This is a genomic window from Tistlia sp., assembly GCF_040905785.1.
Taxonomy (GTDB): Bacteria; Pseudomonadota; Alphaproteobacteria; order Kiloniellales; family DSM-21159; genus Tistlia.
Window position 1 is genome coordinate 1 of record NZ_JBBDQW010000083.1, and the last position, 21214, is coordinate 21214.

17 protein-coding genes are annotated in these 21214 nt (G+C 71.3%); 10 read left to right on the plus strand and 7 right to left on the minus strand.

What is annotated here, in order from left to right; genetic code table 11:
- Positions 1–135 precede the first annotated feature (135 nt).
- The 3 genes from WD341_RS19205 to WD341_RS19215 form a co-directional block, all read right to left on the minus strand.
- Positions 136–1410 (minus strand): glycerate kinase, encoded by a 1275-nt coding sequence (locus WD341_RS19205; protein ID WP_368427105.1) that lies wholly within the window; start codon positions 1408–1410, stop codon positions 136–138.
- A 292-nt stretch (positions 1411–1702) separates the two neighbouring features.
- Positions 1703–2992 (minus strand): MFS transporter, encoded by a 1290-nt coding sequence (locus WD341_RS19210; protein WP_368427106.1) that lies wholly within the window; start codon positions 2990–2992, stop codon positions 1703–1705.
- Positions 2989–3786, minus strand: coding sequence for a FadR/GntR family transcriptional regulator (locus WD341_RS19215; protein ID WP_368427107.1), 798 nt, complete (start codon positions 3784–3786; stop codon positions 2989–2991). The genes WD341_RS19210 and WD341_RS19215 overlap by 4 nt, the downstream gene beginning before the upstream one ends.
- Before the next feature lie 226 nt (positions 3787–4012).
- Between WD341_RS19215 and WD341_RS19220 the strand changes: the two genes are divergently transcribed.
- Positions 4013–4930: a dihydrodipicolinate synthase family protein gene (locus WD341_RS19220; RefSeq protein WP_368427108.1), complete on the plus strand. Its 918-nt coding sequence runs from the start codon at positions 4013–4015 to the stop codon at positions 4928–4930.
- Positions 4931–4932: 2 nt separating this feature from the next.
- Complete coding sequence (locus WD341_RS19225) at positions 4933–5409, plus strand: hypothetical protein (RefSeq protein ID WP_368427109.1); 477 nt, start codon at positions 4933–4935, stop codon at positions 5407–5409.
- A gap of 186 nt (positions 5410–5595) precedes the next feature.
- Here WD341_RS19225 and WD341_RS19230 read toward each other — a convergent pair whose 3' ends face one another.
- A complete protein-coding gene (locus tag WD341_RS19230) occupies positions 5596–6606 on the minus strand; it encodes a 4-hydroxyproline epimerase (protein ID WP_368427110.1) in 1011 nt (336 codons plus the stop codon).
- A 75-nt stretch (positions 6607–6681) separates the two neighbouring features.
- Positions 6682–8193: an FAD-dependent oxidoreductase gene (locus WD341_RS19235; RefSeq protein WP_368427111.1), complete on the minus strand. Its 1512-nt coding sequence runs from the start codon at positions 8191–8193 to the stop codon at positions 6682–6684.
- A gap of 183 nt (positions 8194–8376) precedes the next feature.
- On the opposite strand from WD341_RS19235, the gene WD341_RS19240 reads away from it, so the two are divergent.
- From WD341_RS19240 to WD341_RS19265, 6 genes are all read left to right on the plus strand, one after another.
- Positions 8377–9069 carry a DUF938 domain-containing protein gene (locus WD341_RS19240; protein ID WP_368427112.1) on the plus strand — a complete coding sequence of 231 codons (693 nt, stop codon included), beginning with the start codon at positions 8377–8379 and terminating at the stop codon, positions 9067–9069.
- A gap of 11 nt (positions 9070–9080) precedes the next feature.
- Complete coding sequence (locus WD341_RS19245; RefSeq protein ID WP_368427113.1) at positions 9081–9935, plus strand: N-formylglutamate amidohydrolase; 855 nt, start codon at positions 9081–9083, stop codon at positions 9933–9935.
- Positions 9932–11086, plus strand: coding sequence for a carboxylate-amine ligase (locus WD341_RS19250; RefSeq protein WP_368427114.1), 1155 nt, complete (start codon positions 9932–9934; stop codon positions 11084–11086). Before WD341_RS19245 ends, WD341_RS19250 begins: the two co-directional genes overlap by 4 nt.
- Positions 11087–11116: 30 nt before the next feature.
- The gene (locus WD341_RS19255) at positions 11117–11416 is read left to right on the plus strand and encodes a DUF1244 domain-containing protein (RefSeq protein ID WP_368427115.1); all 300 of its coding nucleotides are present in this window, start codon (positions 11117–11119) and stop codon (positions 11414–11416) included.
- 126 nt (positions 11417–11542) lie between these two features.
- Complete coding sequence (locus WD341_RS19260) at positions 11543–11791, plus strand: DUF2312 domain-containing protein (RefSeq protein ID WP_368427116.1); 249 nt, start codon at positions 11543–11545, stop codon at positions 11789–11791.
- A gap of 94 nt (positions 11792–11885) precedes the next feature.
- Positions 11886–12431: a PAS domain-containing protein gene (locus tag WD341_RS19265; protein ID WP_368427117.1), complete on the plus strand. Its 546-nt coding sequence runs from the start codon at positions 11886–11888 to the stop codon at positions 12429–12431.
- Here the strand turns inward: WD341_RS19265 and WD341_RS19270 are convergent.
- On the minus strand, positions 12428–13090 hold the full coding sequence (locus WD341_RS19270) for a TetR/AcrR family transcriptional regulator (RefSeq protein WP_368427118.1): 663 nt from the start codon (positions 13088–13090) through the stop codon (positions 12428–12430). The two genes, WD341_RS19265 and WD341_RS19270, sit on opposite strands and share 4 nt — an antisense overlap.
- A gap of 85 nt (positions 13091–13175) precedes the next feature.
- Here WD341_RS19270 and WD341_RS19275 point away from each other — a divergent pair, with 85 nt between their 5' ends.
- Together WD341_RS19275 and WD341_RS19280 are read left to right on the plus strand one after the other, a co-directional pair.
- Positions 13176–14261: an efflux RND transporter periplasmic adaptor subunit gene (locus WD341_RS19275; RefSeq protein WP_368427119.1), complete on the plus strand. Its 1086-nt coding sequence runs from the start codon at positions 13176–13178 to the stop codon at positions 14259–14261.
- Between the two features lie 2 nt (positions 14262–14263).
- A complete protein-coding gene (locus tag WD341_RS19280; protein ID WP_368427120.1) occupies positions 14264–17344 on the plus strand; it encodes an efflux RND transporter permease subunit in 3081 nt (1026 codons plus the stop codon).
- 22 nt (positions 17345–17366) lie between these two features.
- On the opposite strand, the gene WD341_RS19285 is transcribed toward WD341_RS19280, so the two are convergent.
- On the minus strand, positions 17367–20891 hold the full coding sequence (locus tag WD341_RS19285; RefSeq protein WP_368427121.1) for an indolepyruvate ferredoxin oxidoreductase family protein: 3525 nt from the start codon (positions 20889–20891) through the stop codon (positions 17367–17369).
- Between the last annotated feature and the right edge of the window lie 323 nt (positions 20892–21214).

Genomic DNA, 21214 nt, shown 5'->3' on the forward strand with positions numbered 1-21214 from the left:
CGAAGCGCTTGCCCGATGCGCCGCATCGCGCTGCGCGCTTCTCCTTGCCTGTCCGACGATAACCCACGTGACGACCCCTTCCAGTATGAGAAATCCAGGCTGGTCCGCCTTCGGTGCCCGGCGAAGCGGCGGCGGTCACGTTACCAAAATGGCGCGGAAGTCGTTAACGTTGGTCAGGGTCGGGCCGGTCACGATCAGGTCGTCGAGCCCGGCGAAGAAGCCGTAGGCGTCGTTGGCCGCGAGCAGCGCCTTGGCGTCGAGCCCGCGGGCCGCCGCCCGGGCCAGGCTGTCCGGCGCGAGCCGGGCGCCGGCATTGTCCTCGCTGCCGTCGATGCCGTCGGTGTCGCAGGCCAGGGCATGGACCCCGTCGAGCCCGTCGAGCGCCACGGCCAGCGCCAGCAGGAACTCGGCATTGCGTCCGCCGCGCCCACCGCCCTTGCCCTTCAGGGTCACCGTCGTCTCGCCGCCCGAGAGTAGCAGGCAGGGCGCCGCGGCCGGCTGCCCGAAGCGGCGCACCTGCTTGGCGATGCCGGCCATCACCCGGGCAACCTCGCGGGCCTCGCCCTCGATGTCGGCGCCCAGGATCAGCGGCGTCACGCCGGCCGAACGGGCGACCTCGGCGGCGGCTTCGAGTGCGTCCTGGGGCCGGGCGATCAGCTCCAGGCGGCTTCCGGCCAGCCGCGGATCATCCGGCTTGGGCGTCTCCTCGGCGCCTTCCTCGAGATGGCGGCGCACGGCCTCGGGCGGCTCGATCCCGTACTTGCGCAGGATCGCACGGGCGTCGGCGAAGCTGGTCGGGTCGCCGACCGTGGGGCCAGAGCCGATGGTCGCCGGGTCGTCGTCGGGCACGTCGGAGATCGCCAGGGTCACGACCCGCGCAGGGTGCGCCGCGGCGGCGAGCCGGCCGCCCTTGATCGCGGAGAGGTGCTTGCGCACGCAGTTCATCTCGCCGATCGCGGCGCCGCTGGCCAGCAGCGCCTTGTTCACCGCCTGCTTGTCGGCCAGGTCCAGGCCGGGCGCCGGCAGGCTCAGCAGGGCCGATCCGCCGCCGGAGATCAGGCAGAGCAGCAGATCCTCGGAGCCGAGGCCGCGCGCCAGCTCCAGGATGCGGCGGGCGGCCTCGCGGCCGGCGGCGTCGGGCACCGGATGGGCGGCCTCGACGACCTCGATGCGCTCGCAGGGGCCGGCGGCCGGCCGGCCGTGGCCGTAGCGGGTGACGACGAGCCCTTCCAGGGGTCCCGGCCAGGCGCTTTCGAGCGCCCGGGCCATGGCGGCGGCGGCCTTGCCGGCGCCGACGACGAGGGTGCGCCCGGTCGGCGCCTCGGGCAGCGCGGCGGGCAGCACCCGGGCCGGGTCGGCGGCGGCGAGGGCGGCGCCAAAGGCCTCGTCGAGGAGCTGTCGGGCGTCCATGCCCGCTGTCTAGCCTGGATCTCTCATCTGGAAGGGGTCGGCATCGCCCCTGGCGGGCTCGCTCCGCCAGGAGCGACCCGAAGGGCGTGGGCTATCACCGCACAGGCGGCGTCGAAGCGCTTGCCCGATGCGCCGCATCGCGCTGCCCGCTTCTCCTTGCCTGTCCGCCGATAACCCACGTGACGACCCCTTCCAGTATGAGAAATCCAGGCTAGCACGCCGGCGCAGCCTCGTCAGGCCGTCGCGCGCAGCCTCTCCGTCTCGGGCGGACTCCAGCCGACGGGCAGGCTGGCTAGGCCGTGGCGGGGCCGGTGTCGCGCAGCAGCAGGCCGGCGAGCAGCCCGACCGCCAGCAGCGCCGCCAGGGTGCCCAGGGCGACATCGTAGGCGCCGGCGCCGTAGACCCGCGCGCCGGCCTCCAGCTCGCCGTCCCAGCCGAGATCGAGCAGCCAGCCGACCAACGGCTGGAACAGCGCGCCGCTGCCGACGGTCGCGGTGTTGACCAGGGCCATGGCGGTGCCGGCGTCGCTCGCCGGCACGCTTTCGCGGGCCATGGCGTAGGTGATCGCCATGCAGCCCATGCCCACGCCGGCCAGGAAGAAGAGCGCCGAGAGCAGCGCCCCCGGCAGCCCCGGCAGATAGAGCAGGGCGACCAGGCAGACCAGCCCGAGCAGGGCGCCGAGCAGCAGCGGCAGGCGGCGCCTGCCGAGCCGGTCGGAAAGAATGCCGGCGAGCGGCGAGCCAACCGCCCAGCCGATCAGCAGCAGTGAATTGGTGCCTGCAGCCTCGGACCGGGCGTAGCCGTGGACGTGCATCAGCCAGGGCACGCCCCAGAGGCCGGCGACGGTCAGCATCGGCGCGCTCATCGCGGCGGCGATCAGCGTCATCACCCAGAGCTGGCGGTTGCCCAGCACCCGCACGATGCCGCTCCAGAGCTCGCCCGCGCCGGCCCGCGGTGGCGGGGCGCCCTCGGCGGGCCCGGCCAAGCCGCTGTCGCGCACGACCAGCCAGATCGCCAGCGCCAGCAGGCCGCCGGCCCCGCCGGCCACGAGCATCGTGCCGCGCCAGCCGAAGGCCTCGACCAGGGCGGCGAGCGGCGCCTGGCCCAGGATGCCGCCGAGCATGCCCAGCATCATGGTCATCCCCGCGAGCTGGGCGAAGCGCTGGGGTGCGAACCACAGGGTCGCCAGCTTCAGCGTGCCGACGAAGCTGAAGCCGGCGCCGGCGCCGATCAGGAGCCGGCCGAGGTAGGCCAGCTCGACCTGCTCGGACAGGCCGAAGACGAGGCTGCCGAGCCCGCAGAGGCCGGCGCCCAGTGCCAGCATGCGACGCGGCCCGTAGCGGTCGACCAGCAGGCCGACGGGGATCTGCAGGCCGGCGTAGGCGTAGAAGTAGAAGGCGGACAGGCCGCCCAGCAGCGCCCCTCCGACCTGGAAGTCGCGCATCAGCGAGTCGACCATGACGCTCGGCGCGACGCGCTGGAAGAAGCCGTAGCAGAACAGCGTGGCGCCGAGGCCCCAGACGATCCAGGGCAGGGCGGTGCCGCCGCCGCGCGCCGCCGCCGGCCCGGATGGCACCGTCATGCGCCCCGGCCGCCGGCGGAGCGCCGTCGAGGCAGCGGCTGGAGGTCCGCCGCCTCGGACTCCGCCGGTGGATTGCGAAAGCCCGCCTGCGCGGCCTCGAGGTGCTCCCGCATCGCCTGGCCGGCGGCTTCGGCGTCGCCTGCCTCGATCGCCCGGTAGATGGCGCGGTGCTGGTCGAGCAGGCAGCGGTCGTCCCGCTCCGTCGGGTAGTGGCGGTTGCGGCTGTGGTCGAACATCTTCTCCAGGATCTCGCCGAGCACCGACATCAGGTGCCGATAGACCGCGCTGCCCGACGCCCTGGCGATGGCGAGGTGGTAGGCGTGATCGTCCTCCGCGCGGCAGGCGGCCGGGCGTTCGGGGTCCGCCATCGCCTCGAGGATGCGGGCGATCTCCGGCAGGCGCCCGTCGCCGCCCCGCTCGGCCGCGCGACGCACCGCCCAGATCTCAAGGTTGGCGCGGATCTCGGCGAGGTCGGCGAGGTTGGCGGCGCTGGCCCGGATCAGTTCGGTCAGGCCGACGTCGAGCGGATCGGTCGAGGCGACGATGCGGGTGCCGCCGCCCCGGACCGCCCTGACGAAGCCCTGGGCCTTGAGCTGCTGGAGGGCGGCGCGCACCGACGCCCGGCTCACCTCCATCAGCTCGGCGAGCTGGCGCTCGCCCGGCAGGCGCTCGCCGGGGACCAGCTCGCCAGCCGCGATCAGCCGCAGAATCTCGCGCGCGACCCGGTCGGACACCCGCACGCGCTGGATCGACTGGAACCGCAGGTCGGGGACGCTCGGCGCGGTTCGCTGCATCGGCTCGACCGCCGGCGCGGCTGCGCGCGGCCCCTCTCTGTTCCTCTGATTCGACCGGGCGAGCCTGCCCAGCCGGCTCGCGGAGCGTCAAGCCTGCGCCCTGCACGGCTGCGCCGCGCAGCCGGCATGGCCTCCGGCGGACACGGGCGGCGACAAAGGCTCTTGGGTGGCAGGTCGCGGCCGCGCTATACCGGTCGCCGGTTTCCTCGACAGGCAGGAGCGATTCATGAGCAGCGTCACGGCCGGTGACTGGACCGGCGTCTTCCCCGCGGTGACGACCCAGTTCGCCTCCGACGAATCGATCGACGCGGAGGCCAACCAGGCCCATGTCCGTACCCTGGTCGAGGCGGGCGTCGACGGCCTGATCATGCTCGGGACCCTCGGCGAGGCCACGACGATGGAGCCCGAGGAGAAGCGCGAGGTGATCCGCGCCACGCTCGAGACCGTGGCCGGCCGCGTGCCGGTGCTCGCCGGCGTCGCCGAGTTCTCGACCCGCGCCGCCTGCCGTTTCGCCGAGGACATGCAGGCGCTCGGCTGCAGCGGCCTGATGGTGCTGCCGGCGATGGTCTACCGGGCCGACGCCGCCGAGGCGATGGCGCACTTCCGGGCCGTGGCGCGCGCCAGCGACCTGCCGGTCATGGTCTACAACAACCCCGTCACCTACGGCGTCGACGTGACCCCGGAGATGTTCGCCGAGCTGGCCGACGAGGAGACCCTGGTCGCCATCAAGGAGAGCTCCGACGACCCGCGCCGGATCACCGACATCGTCAACCAGGTGGGCGAGCGCTACACCCTGTTCTGCGGCGTCGACGACCTGGCGCTGGAGACCGCCATGCTCGGCACCACCGGCTGGGTCGCCGGGCTGGTCAATGCCTTCCCGGAAGAGTCGGTGCGGCTCTGGCGCCTGATCCACCAGGAGCGCTGGGAGGAGGCGCGGACGCTCTACCGCTGGTTCACGCCGCTGCTGCACCTCGACGTCCACATCAAGCTGGTCCAGTACATCAAGCTGGCCCAGGCGCTCTGCGGCCACGGCACCGAGACGGTGCGCGCGCCGCGCCGCAAGCTCGAGGGCGCCGAGCGCGAGCGGGTCATCGGCATCGTCCAGGCGGGTCTCGACGCGCGGCCTAAGCTCGCGGCGGAGTAGCCTTGCCCGCAGCCGTTGCCCCCCACCAGACCTCCTGGGACCGGGCGCTGCTGGAGCAGGCGGTCGCCCTGGCCGAGCGCTGCACCCCTTCGCAAACCGCCTATTCCGTCGGCTCGATGATCGCCGACGCCAGCGGCCGCCTGCTGGCGACCGGCTTCAGCCGAGAGCTCGGCGAGGCCTGGCACGCCGAGGAGGTCGCGCTGGACAAGGCGCGCCGCGCCGGGCTCGACCTGGCGGGCGCCACGATTTACGCCTCGATGGAGCCCTGCGGCCTGCGCCTCTCCGGGCGCAAGCCCTGCGCCCAGCATATCCTGGAGGCCGGCATCCGCCGCGTCGTGCTGGCCCTGCGCGAGCCGCCGAAGTTCGTGGAGAACGAGGCGATCGGCCGATTGCAGCGCTTCGGCGTGGCGGTCATCGAGATCCCCGAGCTGGCCGAGGCCGCGCGCCGGCCGAATCGGCATCTGCTGGGAGGGGAGTAGGGGGCGAGGCCTTCTTTTTTCGTCATTCCCGCGAAGGCGGGGATCCATCGTGGCTTCCCGCCCGTGCCGGCGGCCCCGTCCGTGCGCGACGGCGGCTCCCTATGGATTCCCGCCTTCGCGGGAATGACGAAGGAGAGGGGCGGGAACGACGAAGAGTAAGGGCGGGGAGTGGGGGGCGCCTTCCCCTCACACGACCTGGAAGCCGTGGGCGAAGGGGTCGTGGGGGTCGACGAAGATCGTGTTGAGGCCGGTGATCCTCGCCCAGCCCTCGACCGAGGGCACGATGGCCGGACGGCCGGCCAGCCTCGTCTCCTCCTCGATGCGGCCGCGGAACAGGCTGCCGATGATCGACTCGTGGACGAAGTCCGCGCCGGCCTTCAGGCGGCCCTTGGCGTGGAGCTGGGCCATGCGCGCCGAGGTGCCGGTGCCGCAGGGGCTGCGGTCGATCGCCTTGTCGCCGTAGAAGACGGCGTTGCGGGCGTCGGCCCCGGCCTGGGTCGGCCGGCCGGTCCACAGCACGTGGCTGACGCCGCGGATCGTCGGGTCCTCGGGATGCACGACCTCGACGGCCTCGTTGACCGCCTGGCGCAGCAGCGGCGAGAGGCGCAGCACCTCGGCCGGCGCGATCGTCTCCAGCCCGCCGAAGCGCTGCTGCGGCTCGACGATGGCGTAGAAGTTGCCGCCGTAGGCGATGTCCAGGGTCAGGGGCCCGAGGGTCGGGCAATCGACCTCCAGCCCCTCGACCGCCAGGAAGGAGCGCACGTTGGTGATGCGCACCGCCTCGACCCGGCCCTGGCCGTCGCGCCGGTAGCGGGCGAGCACCCGGCCGGCCGGGGCGTCGAGGGCGAGCAGGCCCTCCTCGGCCGGCTGCACCAGGCCGCGCTCGATCGCGAAGGTGACGGTGCCGATCGTGCCGTGGCCGCACATCGGCAGGCAGCCGGAGGTCTCGATGAAGAGGATGGCGACGTCGCAGTCGGGGCGCGTCGGCGGGTAGAGCAGCGAGCCCGACATCATGTCGTGGCCGCGCGGCTCGAACATCAGGGCGGTGCGGATCCAGTCGTAGCGCGCCAGGAAGTCCTGCCGCTTCTCACTCATCGAGGCACCGCGCAGGGCCGGGCCGCCGCCCGCGACCAGCCGCACCGGATTGCCGCAGGTGTGGCCGTCGATGCAGAAGAAGGTGTTGGGCCGGGTCTCCATGGCCGAAGGAGGTATGCCAGATCGACCGCGGCGACAACGGCGGAAATGCGCTGCGCGGAGCCTCCGGAGTTCGCGCTACTCGTCGCCCGGCGGCGCGAGCTCCCTGCGCTCGAGCGCCGTGGTCGCGGGGCCGGTCAATACGCTGCCGTCCTCCAGGAAGCGCGAGCCGTGACAGGGGCAGTCCCAGCTGCGGTCGATCGAGTTCCAGCCGACGACGCAGCCGAGATGGCTGCAGATCGCGGAAAGGGCGTGGAGCCTGCCGTCAGCGTCCTTCGACACCGCGAGCTTCTCGCCCTCCACCTCGAACACCGCGCCCTGTCCGGGCGCCAGCTCGACCTCGCTCGACCGGCTTCCGAACAGGCGGTCCTTCACGAAGTGGCCGGCGACCTCGAGGTTCTCCTTCAGGAAGGTCGGCCCGCCCGCCGCCGGCCTGAGGCGCGTGGCGTCGAAGACGGCGGCCCAGGAATTCTCGCAGCCCAGTACGAGGTCGGAGAGGATCGCGCCCGCCGCCGTGCCGTTGGTGATGCCCCAGGCCTTGAAGCCCGTGGCGACGAGCAGCGGCGAGCCGCTGCTGGCACGCCCGACGAAGGGCAGGCCGTCCATCGGCGAGAAATCCTCGCTGGTCCAGCGATAGGCCACCTCTTCGATCCCGAAAGCCTCCTGCAGGAAGCGCTCGAGCTCCTCGGCGAGCTCGGTCGCCTCCTCGGTGTGGCCGGGCTTGTAAGTGCCGCCGGCGGCGACGAGGTAGGTCTCGCCGTTGCGGCGGTCGACGCGGAACGAGTGGCTCGGCTCGTCCGTGCTCTTGAACATGCCGTCGGGGGCGCGCGCCGGGTCGACCCGGCCGGCGGCCATGGGGTGCGCGAAGGGGTAGGCCTTGGCGAAGAACATGCCGTCCGGCACCGTCGGTATCTGCGTCGCCACGACAACGTGGTCGGCGGTAACGGTGGCGCCGCTCTCGGTCTCTACGCGGCAGGGCTCGCCGGACTCCACCTTCGTCACCCGCGTGTTCTCGAACAGCTGTCCCTCGCGCGCGAAGGCGGCGGCGAGACCGTCGAGGTAGCGCACCGGATCGAACTGCGCCTGGCCGTCGAAGCGGATTGCGCCGGCGACCGGGAAGGGCAGCGGCAGCTCGCGGGTGAAGCTTGCCGGCAGGCCGAGCCGCAGGGCCGCCTCGACCTCGGCCTCGAGCGCCGGCACCGACTCCTCGGCACGGCCGTAGAGGTAGGCCGCCTTGTGCTCGAAAGCGCAGTCGATGGCGAGCTCCTTGACGAAGCCCTCGATGCGCCGGATCGCCGCCTGGTTAGCCGCGGCATAGTCGGCCGCGCGCGGCTCGCCCAGGTCGTCGATCAGCTTGCGGTAGGTCAGCCCGTGCTGGGAGGTGATCTTGGCGGTCGACTTGCCGGTCGCCTGCCTGCCGACCCGGAGCGCCTCCAGCACCGCGACCCGCTTGCCGCCGCGGCGCAGCAGTTCCGCGGCGGTCAGGCCGACGATGCCGGCGCCGATGACGACGACATCGACCTGCAAGTCGCCCTGCAGGCTCGGATAGGTGGGGGCCGGGCCCCCGGCCGACGGCCAGTACTGGTTCACAGCCGATCTCCCACTGCTCGAGGTTCCGGGACCGGTAGAGGCGCTTCCGGGCGTCTCTGCCTCCCTTGGCCAACGTCACCCCGCGGTGGCGGTTCCGGCGGGAACCCGGAGACAAGGCAGGTCGCCAAAGCCGCGCGGCTTCGGCATCCTCGACCGCGCTACGGACAGAAGAAGGGAGCGGACATGGCGGCCGAAGCGGACCACTGGGTCTTCGAGGCGCCCGCGGACGGCCTCGGGCACGACGACGGCCGGCTGTTCGCGCCGGCCGCGGAGCGCAACGCCGCGCCGCTCGCCTCGGTGCTTGAGAGCCTGCTGCCGGGGCAGGGGCGCCTCCTGGAGCTTGCCAGCGGCACCGGCCAGCACGCGGTCTTCCTGGCCGAGCGCTTGCCGGGCCTCGCCTGGTTGCCGAGCGACCCCGATCCGGCCGCGCGCGCCTCGATCGAGGCCTGGCGGCAGGCGGCCGGCCTGCCTAACCTGGAGCCGCCGCTGCCGCTCGACGCGACTCGGGACGGCTGGGCCGAGGGATTGCCGCCGGTCTCGGCCGTGCTCTGCGTCAACATGATCCACATCGCGCCCTGGAGCGCCTGCCTCGGCCTGCTCGCCGGGGCGGCGCGGCTGCTGCCCGAGGGCGGCCCGCTGATTCTCTACGGACCGTTCCGGCGCGTCGGCGTGCCGACCGCGCCGAGCAACGAGAGCTTCGACCGAAGCCTGCGGGCCCGCGACCCGCGCTGGGGCCTGCGCAAGCTGGAGGCGGTCATGGCCGCGGCGGCGCCGCTCGGCCTGGCGCTCGAGGCGCTGGTCGAGATGCCGGCCAACAACCTGACGCTGGCGCTGCGGCGCCGCGCCGATTCCGCGCGGCCGGAGAAGGCACTATAGTCGCGGCCGCCATGGACGATCCCGTCATCGAACCCCGCCTCTCGGAGCTGCTGCAGGGCTGTCCACCCGAGCCCGGGCTGCTCGCCCGCGACGAGCCGCCGCCCTTCGGCTTCTGCCGGCTGGAGGGGGCGGCGCCGGTGATCCTGACCTGCGACCACGCCTCCAACCACCTGCCGCGCGCGCTCGGGCGGCTCGGCGTCGAGCGCGCCGAGCTGGCGCGGCACATCGCCTGGGACATCGGTGCCGCCGAGGTCACCCGCCGGCTGGCGCCGCTGCTCGACGCCCCGGCAGTGCTCTCGGGCTTCTCGCGCCTGGTCATCGACGCCAACCGGCGGCTCGGCGCCGAGAATTCGATTCCCGAAGCGAGCGACGGCACGCCGGTGCCGGGCAACCGCGGGCTCGACGCGGCGGCGCGCGCCCTGCGCCGCGACTGCCTGTTCAAGCCCTACCACGGCGCCGTCGCGCGGCTGATCGAGGCGCGCCTGGCCGTCGGCGTGACGCCGGCGCTCCTGTTCATGCACTCCTTCACGCCGGTCATGGAGGGCTTCGAGCGGCCCTGGGAGGTCGGCGTCCTGTGGGACCGAGACCCGCGCCTGGCGGTGCCGCTGATCCGGGCGCTGCAGGCGAAGGGGCTGGCGGTCGGCGACAACCAGCCCTACTCGGGCGCCTCCCCGGTCGACTACTCGCTGCACGCCCACGGCGAGGCGCGCCGGCTGCCCTGCGCCCTGATCGAGCTCCGCCAGGATCTGATCGACACCGCCCAGGGCGCCGAGCGCTGGGCGCGTCTGCTCGCCGAGGTCCTGGCGCCGCTGCTCGCCGACCCGGCGGTGTTCCGCGAGACCCAGCTGGCCGGAGCGGCGCGGTGAGCCGTCCCGAGCCCTCCTTCACGATCGGCATCGAGGAGGAGTATCTGCTGGTCGACCGCCGGACACGCGACCTGGTCGTCGACCCGCCCGACGGCCTGATGAGCCGCTGCGAGACCGAGCTCGAGGGCCACGTCAGCCCCGAGTTCCTGCAGTCCCAGATCGAGGTCGGCACCAGCAAGTGCGACAGCCTTCGCCAGGCCTGCGAGGAGATCGGCAGCTTCCGCCGCTGCGTCGCCCGCATCGCGGGCGAGTACGGCCTGGCGCCAATCGCCGCCTCGACCCACCCGATCGCCGCCTGGGACGCCCAGAAACACACCGACAAGGAGCGCTACAACGTGCTGGCGCGCGACATCCAGGCGCCGGCGCGGCGCCTGGTGATCTGCGGCATGCACGTCCACGTCGGCCTCGACGACGACGACCTGCGCATCGACCTGCTGGGCCAGATCGCCTACTTCTTGCCGCACCTGCTGGCGCTCTCGACCTCCTCGCCCTTCTGGCGCGGCCAGGACAGCGGCCTGAAGTCCTACCGCCTGGCCGTTTTCGACGAACTGCCGCGCACTGGGCTGCCCGAGCACTTCGATTCCTGGGGCGAGTTCCAACGCCACATCCAAGTGCTGGTCGACGCCAGCCTCTTCGAGGACGCCTCCAAGCTCTGGTGGGACGTGCGCCCCTCGGCGCGCTTCCCGACGCTCGAGCTCCGGATTCCCGACGTCTGCACGACGGCACGCGACGGCTTCGCGGTGGCCGCGATCTATCTTTGCCTGCTGCGTATGCTGTGGCGGCTGAAGCGCGACAACCAGCGCTGGCGGCGCTACTCCAACCTGCTGGTCAACGAGAACCGCTGGCGCGCCCAGCGCTACGGCATCGATTCCGGGCTGGTCGACTTCGGCCGCGGCGAGATCGTGCCCTATGGCGAGCTGCTGGAGGAGATCATCGCTCTGACCGCGCCCGACGCCGAGCACTTCGACTGTCGCGCCGAGATCGAGTGGGCGCGCGAGATCGTCCGGCGGGGCACCAGCGCCCACCGCCAGCTCGCCGCCTTCCGCCAGGCCCGCGAGGCCGGCGCCGACCAGCGCGAGGCGCTGGACGCGGTCGTCGACTTCCTCATGGAAGAGACGGTTGCGGGGCTCGATCCGGCGACCGATATCTAGCCTGACAACGAGAACGGGGAGACTGAGACCATGGACAGCAAGACCGAGACCGAGCTCCAGGCGGCGGCCTTTCGCCGGCTGGTCGGGCACCTGCGCGAGCGCAGCGACGTCCAGAACATCGACCTGATGAACCTGGCCGGCTTCTGCCGGAACTGCCTGTCGCGCTGGTACCAGGAGGCAGCCAACGAGCGCGGCCTGCCGCTCGACAAGGAGGGCGCGCGCGAGATCGTCTACGGCATGCCCTACGAGGAATGGCGCGCGAAGCACCAGACCGAAGCGAGCGCCGAGCAGAAGGTGGCCTTCGCCAAGAGCGGCGCTCACGAGAGCTGAAGCCCGAGTTATCCCCACGGCCCCGCGCTTATCCCCACGATTGGAACGATCGCCCGTGTTGCTCCGGCGCCGGGCGCGGGCTAGCGTCTGCCGCCTGAAGTCCCCTTTACTACCCGGGAGTGCATGATGTCCGATATCGGCGGCGTCGCAGCCGAGCGGTTACGCTCGTTCATCGAACGAATCGAGCGACTGGAAGAAGAAAAAGCCGCCCTGGCGAATGACGTTCGTGAAGTATATGCGGAAGCAAAGTCTGCCGGATTCGATACGAAGATCATGCGGCAGGTGATAAAGCTCCGGAAAATGGACCAGAATGATCGTCAGGAGCAGGAAGCACTTCTCGATCTCTACAAGGCTGCCGTCGGCCTGTCGGAATGATTAACCATTGCGAGATGGTAACGAGCAGCCTCCTCTTGTTTACTTGACGCATACGGTCAGCCTGTCATCATTTCCCGCATTGCGGGAGTCGTGAATGACGAGAGAACAGGTGGTCGCTGCGGCGGTGCCGGAGACCCCGGTCGCGGCCTGCGGTCTCGGCGCGCTGCCGATTGCGGGGCCGGCGCTGCGCGAGCTTTATCTCTACTGGCGGGACAAGTGGCAGGGCGAGCGGATGCCGACCCGTGCCGACATCGAGCCCTTGGAGATTCCCAGCCTCCTGCCGCAGGTCTACCTGGTTGATATCGAGCGCGACCCCCTGGACTTCCGCTTCCGTCTGGTCGGCACGCGCATCGTCGCCTGGTTCGGGCGCGACATGACCGGGCAACGGGTCGCCGACCGGCTGGCGGACCGCTACCGTGAGGTCGTCGAGACCGGCCGCCCGGTCTACGACTCGCTCTCGCTGCCCGGCAAATCCGATCGTCACGGCTCCTACCAGCGCCTCGTCATGCCGCTCGCCGGCGAGGAGGGGCGTATCGAGATGCTGTTCGGCGGCGTCCAGCCGACGCCCGCCGCGGTCCGCGGGCCGTCGCGCCCGCGTGCAGGCATGCGCCCAGGCGTCTACACGGGCGCAGGCCTCTAGGCGCGGAGAGGCTCGACCGGAATCGGCCTGGGCTGCCGGGCATAGAGGGCCAGGAAGGCGGCGGCCGTTCGCTCGGCATGACGTTTCAGGGCCGCCGCGCCGGGCGTCGGCCCGACGCCGAGCAGCGCGCGCAATTGCATCCGCCCGGTCAGCATGCCGACGAACTGCTCCGCCGCGAACCCCGGCTCCGCGACCGACAGGCGGCCATGGCGCGTCTCCCGCGCCAGGTAGTCGGCGAGCATCGCAAGCAGGCGGCCCGTGCCGAACTCGTAGGTGGCGCTGCCGAGCTCGGGGAAGCGGTCCGATTCCGCGACGATCAGGCGGTAGAGCGCGAGCGAGCCCGGCCGCAGCATCAGTCCCAGGAAATCCCGCCCGAGGGCGGAGAGCACCCGCTCCGGCGGGGCGTCCGCGCGGTCGGGCAGCACCAGCGGGGCCATCAGCCTCGTGGTCTGGTCCTCGATGATCGCCTTGAACAGCCCTTCCTTGCTCTGGAAATGGTTGTAGACGGTCTGCTTGGAGACGCCGGCCTCGGCGGCGACGAGATCCATCGTGGCGTTGCCGTAGCCGAGCCTCAGGAAGATCTCGGTGCCGGCCTGTCGGATCGCGTCGTGCTTGCGTCGGGATGGGCCCGAGGGTGTCTGGCTTGCCGTCCGCTTCAATTCGGCCTTGCTTTTCTGCCGGGTCGTCGGCGTAGATTGGACTGTACGGTCCAGTCCAAGTTCGGCCGTAGCAACGGGACTGTCAATGGCTCGAAGCATCTTCTGGGGCGCCCTGGGATTGGCCGCGCTCGCGCTCGGCGGCCTCGCCTATCATTACCTCGCGGAGCCGGAGACGCCGGCCGGGCGGCTCGCCCGGGCCGAGGCCCCGGCCGCGGAGCAGGCGGTCACCGTCGAGGCGCAGCCGGTGGCGGTCGATACGGTGCTGCAGGACCTCCAGGCGGTCGGAACCCTGATGCCGAGCGAGGCCGTCACGATCTCGCCGGAGATCGCCGGGCGCATCGAGAGCATCGGCTTCGCCGAGGGCGACGAGGTCGCGGCCGGCGACGTCCTGGTCGAGCTGGACGCCGCGATCCTGCGCGCCGAGATGGCTAAGGCGCAGTCGGACCTGACCCTGGCCGATGCCAACCGCGAGCGTGCCATGACCCTGGCGACACGCGGCACCGGCACGCTGCGGGCGCGCGACGAGGCGGTCGCGGCCCACAGCCTCGCCGAGGCGAACGTGGCGCTCGCCCAGGCCCGGCTCGAGAAGGCCTCGATCGCGGCGCCCTTCTCCGGCGTCGTCGGCCTGCGCGCGGTGAGCGCCGGCGCCTACGTGATGCCGGGCGACCGGCTCGTCGACCTCGCCGACGTCGATCCGATCAAGGTCGACTTCCGCGTCCCCGAGCTGGTGCTGGCGAGCCTGCGTCCGGGCCAGGCGATCCGGGTCACGGTCGACGCCGTGCCGGGCCGGACCTTCGAGGGCGAGGTCTATGCCATCGACCCGGTCGTCGACGTCAACGGCCGCGCGGTCCGGCTGCGCGCCCGTATCGACAACGCCGAGCGCCTGCTGTCGCCGGGCCTCTTCGCGCGCGTCCAGATCGTCGTCGAGCGGCGCGACGACGCGCTGCTGGTGCCGGAATCGGCGATCTTCGCAGAGGGCCAGGAGCGCTACGTCTACCGGGTCGTCGAGCAGCGCGCGGTGCGCACCGCGGTCGAGCTCGGCCAGCGCCGGCCGGGCCAGGTCGAGGTGCTGGGCGGCCTGGCCGACGACGCCGTGGTCGTCACCGCAGGACACCAGAAGCTCCGCGACGGCAGCCTCGTCGAGGTCCTCGCAGCCGCCGCCGGCAGCTGATCATGGGCTTCTTCGAGTTCTTCATCCGCCGGCCCGTCTTCGCGACGGTGGTCAGCCTGATCGTGATCCTCGTCGGCCTCGTCTCCTACTCCCAGCTCAGCGTGCGCGAGTATCCCGACATCGACGAGCCGGTCGTCTCGGTCCGGACCAGCTATCTCGGCGCCAGCGCGGAGATCATCGAGAGCCAGGTCACCCAGGTGCTGGAGGGCTCGATCGCCGGCATCGAGGGCATCGAGACCATGACCTCGAGCAGCGAGCCCGAAGAGAGCCGGATCACCGTCCGCTTCCGCCTGGGCACCGATCCCGACGTCGCCGCCAGCGACGTGCGCGACCGCGTCGCGCGGGTGCGCGGCCGCCTGCCGAGCGAGGTCGAGGAGCCGATCATCGCGAAGGTCGAGGCGGACGCGCAGGCGATCGTCTTCGTTGCCTTCACCAGCGACCGCCATTCGCCGATCGAGATCTCCGACTACGCCGACCGCTACGTCCGCGATCGCCTGCAGAACCTGCCCGGCGTCGCCGAGGTCCGGATCTTCGGCGAGCGCCGCTACGCCATGCGCATCTGGCTCGACCGCGCGCGCCTGGCCGCCTACGACCTGACCGCCCCCGACGTCGAGGATGCGCTGCGCCAGCAGAACGTCGAGGTGCCGTCGGGCCGGATCGAGAGCTTCGACCGCGAATTCACCGTGCTGTCGCGCACCGGCCTCGTGACGCCGGAGCAGTTCGAGCAGATCGTCGTCAAGGACGTCGACGGCTTTCCGGTCCGCCTCGGCGCCATGGCGCGGGTCGAGATCGGACCGCAGGACGAGCGACGGGTCACCCGCTTCAAGGGCGACAACGCCGTCATTCTCGGCATCGTCAAGCAGGCGACCGCCAACCCGCTCGACGTCTCGACGGCGCTGCGCGAGGTCATGCCGCAGCTGGCCCAGGACCTGCCCGCCGGCATGAACGCCGAGGTCGCCTACGACAAGTCGATCTTCATCGACCGCTCGATCGCCGCGGTCTACACGACGATCGCGGAGGCGGTGGCGCTCGTCGTGCTCGTCATCTTCTTCTTCCTGCGCACCGTGCGAGCGACGATCATCCCCCTGGTCACCATCCCGGTGTCGCTGATCGGCGCCTTCGCGCTGATGAACCTGCTCGGCTTCTCGATCAACACCCTGACCCTGTTGGCCATGGTCCTGGCGATCGGCCTGGTGGTCGACGACGCCATCGTCGTGCTCGAGAACATCCACAGGCACATCGAGGAAGGCATGAAGCCGCTGCGCGCGGCGGCCGTCGGCATCGGCGAGATCTCGGGGGCGGTCGTCGCCATGACCCTGACGCTGGCGGCGGTCTACGCGCCCGTCGCCTTCGCCCCCGGGCGCACCGGCACCCTCTTCGCCGAGTTCGCCCTGACCCTGGCCGGCGCCGTCCTCGTCTCGGGCTTCGTCGCCCTGACGCTGACGCCGATGATGTGCTCGCGCCTGCTGCGCGAGCACGAGACCCACGGCCGCTTCTACAACCTGCTCGAGCGCGCCCTGCTGGCCGTCAACGACGGCTACCGGCGGATGCTGGAGGCGACGCTGCGCGCGCGCCCGGCCGTGGTGCTGGTCGCCCTGCTGGTCGCCGGCGCGAGCTACCTGCTCTTCACCGGACTGAAGTCGGAGCTGGCGCCGATCGAGGACCGCGGCGTGCTGTTCACCGCCGGCAACGCCCCCGAGGGCTCGACGGTCGACTTCACGAGCCGCTACGCGGCCGAGTTCGAGGATCTGCTCGACGACATTCCCGAGGTCGAGCACTACTTCGTCATCGTCGGCTCGCGCGCGGTCACCGAGTTGATCTCCTTCTCCCAGCTGTCGCCCTGGGAGGAGCGCGAGCGCACCCAGATGGAGATCGTCGACGAGCTCCAGCCGCGCCTCTCCCGGGTCACCGGGGTCCGGGCCTTCGCCAACAACCCCGGCTCCTTCGGCCAGAGCGCGCGCAACAAGCCGATCGAGTTCGTCATCCAGACCTCGCAGAGCTACGCCCAGCTCGACGACTACGTTGCGACGCTGCTGGCGGAGGCCGAGCAGGCGCCGAGCCTGATCAACCTCGACAGCGACCTGCGCCTCAACAAGCCGCAGATCGACGTCGAGGTCGACCGCGAGCGGATCGCCGACACCGGCGCCGGCGTGCTGACGGTGGGGCGTGCGCTGGAAACGCTGCTCGGCGGCCGCCAGGTCACGCGCTTCAACCAGAACGGCGAGCAGTACGACGTCATCGTCCAGGTCGCACCGGAGGATCGCCGGACGCCCGACGACCTCGACGACATCTACGTGCGCGGACGCAACGGCGAGATGATCCAGCTCTCCAACCTGGTCCGGGTGCGCGAGAGCGTGGCGCCCAAGGAGCTCAACCGCTTCAACCAGTTCCGCTCGGCGACGATCACCGGCAACATCGCGCCGGGCTTCTCCCTGGGCGAGGGGCTCGCCGACCTGGAGGCGGCCGCGCAGCGGGTGCTGCCCGCCGACCTGCGCTTCGACTACGCCGGCGAATCGCGCGAGTTCAAGGAGGCCGGGGCGAGCCTGGTGTTCGTATTCATCCTGGCGCTGGGCTTCATCTTCCTGGTTCTCGCCGCCCAGTTCGAGAGCTTCCTCGATCCGCTGATCATCATGCTGACCGTGCCGCTGTCGATGACCGGCGCGCTGCTGGCGCTCGAGCTGACGGGCGGGACGCTGAACATCTACAGCCAGATCGGCCTGGTCACCCTGATCGGTCTGATCAGCAAGCACGGCATCCTGATCGTGCAGTTTGCCAACAGCCTGCAGGACCAGGGCCGGCCCCTGCGCGAGGCCGTCGTCGAGGCCGCCGCCCTGCGCCTGCGCCCGATCCTGATGACCACGGGCGCCATGGTCTCGGGCGCGATCCCGCTGGCCTTGGCGAGCGGCGCCGGTGCTGCGGCCCGGCAGGACATCGGCTGGGTCATCGCCGGCGGCATGAGCCTCGGCACCCTCTTGACCCTCTTCGTCGTGCCGACCGCCTACACGCTGCTCGCCCGCGACCGGAGCCGGCCGGAAGCTGCCGGCAGCGGCCTCAGGGAGGCGACGCCCGAAGCCGCCGAGTAGGGCGGGCCGGGGAAGCCGCCGCCTATTCGGCCGCGCTGCGCTGCGCGGCCGGGTCGCGGAAGCTCTCCAGCAGGTCGGTCCAGCGTGCCCGTCCCCGGGCCAGGTTGGCGTCCTTGATGTGGCCGAAGCCGCGGATCTGGTCCGGCACCGAGGCGAGCTCGACGGCGATCGCGTGGTTTGCCGGCGACAGGTTGGCCGCGATCTCCTCGACCAGCGCCAGGTAGTCGTCGCGCAGCCGGCGCTCCGCCCGCCGCTCGGCGCTGTAGCCGAAGGGGTCGAGGCGGGTGCCGCGCAGTCCCTTGAGGCGGGTCAGCAGGCGGAAGGCCTGGAAGATCCAGGGCCCGTACTCGCGCTTCTTGAGATGGCCGGTCTGCGGGTCGCGGTCGGCCAGCAGCGGCGGCGCCAGGTGCAGCTTCAGCTTGAAGTCGCCGCTGAACTGGTTCCTGAGCTTGGCCTCGAACTCGGGATCGCTGTAGAGCCGCGCGACCTCGTATTCGTCCTTGTAGGCCATGACCTTGTAGGCGTAGCGCGCGACCGCCTCGGCAAGACCGGTCATGCCCGGCGTCCGCTCGGCCTCGGCCTTGCGGGCGCGCTCGACGACCTCGAGATAGCGACCGGCGTAGGCCTCGTCCTGGTAGGCGGCGAGATAGGCGCGGCGGCGCTCGACGAGCTCGTCGAAGGTCTGGCTCACCCTGTGGCTGGTCGGCGCCTCGGCCGGCAGGGCCAGCTTCTCGACGGCGGCCAGGTCCTCGGCGGCGCGGCGGCCCCACAGGAATGCCTGCTTGTTGAAGGAGACGGCGACGCCGTTGAGGTCGATGGCCTGGTCGATCGCCGCGCCGCTGATCGGCACCAGGCCCTTCTGCCAGGCGTAGCCGAGCATGAAGAGGTTGCTCGCGATCGAGTCGCCGAGCAGGCCGGTCGCGATCCGGCTCGCCGAGACGAAGTCGGCCGCCCCGGCGCCTGTCGCCTCGCCAATCAGGTCCATGAGCGGCTGCTTGGGGAAGCGGTAGGCGGTCGAGTTGCGGGTGAAGTCGCCGGTCACCGACTCCTGGTCGTTGACGATCGCCCGGCTGTAGCCCTCGCGCACCTTGGACAGCGTGTCGGTGGCCGCGGCGACGACCAGGTCGCAGCCGAGCAGCAGGCGGGCGCCGCCCGCCGAGATGCGTACGGCGTGGAGCTCCTCCGGGCGCTGCGCCAGGCGGATGTGGCTCAGCACCGCGCCGCCCTTCTGGGCGAGGCCGGCCATGTCGAGCACGGAACAGCCTTTGCCCTCGATGTGCGCGGCCATGCCGAGCAGGGCGCCGATCGTCACCACGCCGGTGCCGCCGACGCCGGTGACCAGGATGCCGTAGGGCTCGTCGAGGCTCGGCAGCGTCGGCTCCGGCAGCACTGGCCAGGGGCGCTCGGACGGGCTGCCCGAGGGACCGACGATGGGCTCGACCGCCTTCGACTTGTGCAGGGTCGCGCCCTCGACCGTGACGAAGGAGGGGCAGAAGCCCTTGAGGCAGGAGAAATCCTTGTTGCAGGACGACTGGTCGATGCCGCGCTTGGTGCCGAATTCGGTCTCGACCGGGACGACGGAGACGCAGTTCGACTTGACCGAGCAGTCGCCGCAGGCCTCGCAGACGGCGTCGTTGATGAAGACGCGCCGGTCCGGGTCGGGGAAGGTGCCGCGCTTGCGCCGGCGCCGCTTCTCGGCGGCGCAGGTCTGGTCGTAGATCAGCACCGTCACGCCTTCCTGCTCGCGCAGGTCGCGCTGGATCTGGTCGAGGTCGTCGCGGTGGCGCACCGTGCTGGCGCCGCCCCACTCGACGCCGAGGGGGTACTTGTCCGGCTCGTCGGAGACGACCACGACCTGCTTGACGCCCTCGGCCCAGACCTGGCGGCTGATCGCCATGGGGTCGAGCTCGCCGTCATGCGGCTGACCGCCGGTCATCGCGACCGCGTCGTTGAACAGAATCTTGTAGGTGATGTTGACCTTGGCGGCGACCGCCTGGCGGATCGCCAGCAGGCCGGAGTGGAAGTAGGTGCCGTCGCCCAGGTTGACGAAGACGTGCCTAGTCGTGCTGAAGGGCGCCTGGCCGACCCAGGGCACGCCCTCGCCGCCCATCTGGGTGAAGGTCTCGGTGTTCCGGTCCATCCACTGGACCATGTAGTGGCAGCCGATGCCGGCCATGGCGCGACTGCCCTCGGGCACCCGCGTCGAGGTGTTGTGGGGGCAGCCCGAGCAGAAGTAGGGCACCCGCTTCATCGGCGGCGCGGCGCGCGACTGCGCCTGCTCCTTCTCGTCGAGGAAGCGCAGGCGCGCCTCGATCGATTCGGTGGTCCGACCGTGGCGCTTCAACAGCCGTCCGATCGCCCGCGCGATCATCGCCGGTGTCAGCTCGCCGTAGGACGGCAGCAGGGCCGCCGCCGGCTGGTCGGGATAGTCCCGGTCGAACTTGCCGACGATGCGCGGGCGCTTGTCGGTGTGCCAGTTGTAGAGCTGCTCTTTCAGCTGGTTCTCGATGACCGCGCGCTTCTCCTCGACGACCAGGACCTCGTCGAGCCCCTCGCAGAAGGTCCGCACGCCGGTCGGCTCCAGCGGCCAGGGCATGGCGACCTTGTAGACCGACAGGCCCAGGCGCGCGGCCTCGGCCTCGTCGATGTGCAGGTCGTCGAGCGCCTGGCGGACGTCCAGGTAGGACTTGCCGACCGAGACGATGCCGACCTTGCGGTCGGGCCCGTCGATGACAGCGCGGTCGAGCTTGTTGGCGCGGGCGAAGGCGCGCGCGGCGTAGATCTTGTAGCGGTGGTGGCGCTCTTCCTGCTCCAGGATGTCGAGGGCGCCGTTCCAGCGCAGGTTCAGCCCGCCCTCCGGCAGCTCGAAGTCCTCGGGCAGGACGACCTCGATGCGGTGCGGATCGACGTAGCAGGAGGCGGTGGCGTCGACCGTCTCGGTGACCGTCTTGAAGCCGACCCAGCAGCCGGAATAGCGGCTCATCGCCCAGCCGTAGAGGCCGAGGTCGAGGAACTCCTGGACGCCGGCGGGGCTCAGCACCGGGACCATGGCGTCGAGGAAGGTGTATTCGCACTGGTGGGCGGTGGTCGAGGACTTGGCCGCATGGTCGTCGCCGGCCAGCAGCAGCACGCCGCCGTGCTGCGAGGCGCCGGCGTAGTTGCCGTGGCGGAAGACGTCGCCCGAGCGGTCGACGCCCGGGCCCTTGCCGTACCAGATCGAATAGATGCCGTCGTAGCGGCAGTCGCCGAAGATCGGCGCCTGCTGGGTGCCCCAGACGGCGGTTGCCGCCAGGTCCTCGTTGACCCCCGGCTGGAAGTGGATGTGGTTGTCCTTGAGGAAGCGCCGCGCCTTCCACAGCTGCTGGTCGAAGCCGCCGAGCGGCGACCCGCGATAGCCGGAAATGAAGCCGGCGGTGTTCAGGCCGGCGGCCAGGTCGCGCTGGCGCTGCATCATCGGCAGGCGAACCAGGGCCTGGGTGCCGGTCAGAAAGATCCGGCCGGATTCCAGCGTGTACTTGTCGTCGAGTCTGACTGCGGCGTCGGGCATTCGTCCTGCTTCTCCCTAACCGGAAGGCACCTCGCGGCCGCACTTCCGTTTGTCCGGGGCGCCTTGCCGCCTGCGGCCGGCGCCTTCTCCCGTATGTCACGCGCCGCGTGCCTGAAGGCTGCGGCGTCCAGCCTACACCCTGCCACGGGCGGAGCCAGCGCGTCCCGTCAATCGCCTAGCGTGTGAGGTAGGTGTCCGGGGCGTCAAAAAAAGGTAACTATTACTGACCTATTTGTCCAGAGGAGGCGCAGCAGCGGGGCTCCGCGCGCTCCCAAAAAAGGTGCAGGCTACGGTCGGTTGTGGCTATAACCGCCGGACGGCCC

Bases quoted from the DNA above. Each gene is read 5' to 3' on its own strand.
- WD341_RS19230 (WP_368427110.1), bottom strand. From the start codon at position 6,606: ATGGAGACCCGGCCCAACACCTTCTTCTGCATCGACGGCCACACCTGC.
- WD341_RS19210 (WP_368427106.1), bottom strand. From the start codon at position 2,992: ATGACGGTGCCATCCGGGCCGGCGGCGGCGCGCGGCGGCGGCACCGCC.
- WD341_RS19280 (WP_368427120.1), top strand. From the start codon at position 14,264: ATGGGCTTCTTCGAGTTCTTCATCCGCCGGCCCGTCTTCGCGACGGTG.
- WD341_RS19240 (WP_368427112.1), top strand. From the start codon at position 8,377: ATGGCGGCCGAAGCGGACCACTGGGTCTTCGAGGCGCCCGCGGACGGC.
- WD341_RS19220 (WP_368427108.1), top strand. From the start codon at position 4,013: ATGAGCAGCGTCACGGCCGGTGACTGGACCGGCGTCTTCCCCGCGGTG.
- WD341_RS19275 (WP_368427119.1), top strand. From the start codon at position 13,176: ATGGCTCGAAGCATCTTCTGGGGCGCCCTGGGATTGGCCGCGCTCGCG.
- WD341_RS19215 (WP_368427107.1), bottom strand. From the start codon at position 3,786: ATGCAGCGAACCGCGCCGAGCGTCCCCGACCTGCGGTTCCAGTCGATC.
- WD341_RS19245 (WP_368427113.1), top strand. From the start codon at position 9,081: ATGGACGATCCCGTCATCGAACCCCGCCTCTCGGAGCTGCTGCAGGGC.
- WD341_RS19285 (WP_368427121.1), bottom strand. From the start codon at position 20,891: ATGCCCGACGCCGCAGTCAGACTCGACGACAAGTACACGCTGGAATCC.
- WD341_RS19205 (WP_368427105.1), bottom strand. From the start codon at position 1,410: ATGGACGCCCGACAGCTCCTCGACGAGGCCTTTGGCGCCGCCCTCGCC.
- WD341_RS19255 (WP_368427115.1), top strand. From the start codon at position 11,117: ATGGACAGCAAGACCGAGACCGAGCTCCAGGCGGCGGCCTTTCGCCGG.
- WD341_RS19265 (WP_368427117.1), top strand. From the start codon at position 11,886: ATGACGAGAGAACAGGTGGTCGCTGCGGCGGTGCCGGAGACCCCGGTC.
- WD341_RS19260 (WP_368427116.1), top strand. From the start codon at position 11,543: ATGTCCGATATCGGCGGCGTCGCAGCCGAGCGGTTACGCTCGTTCATC.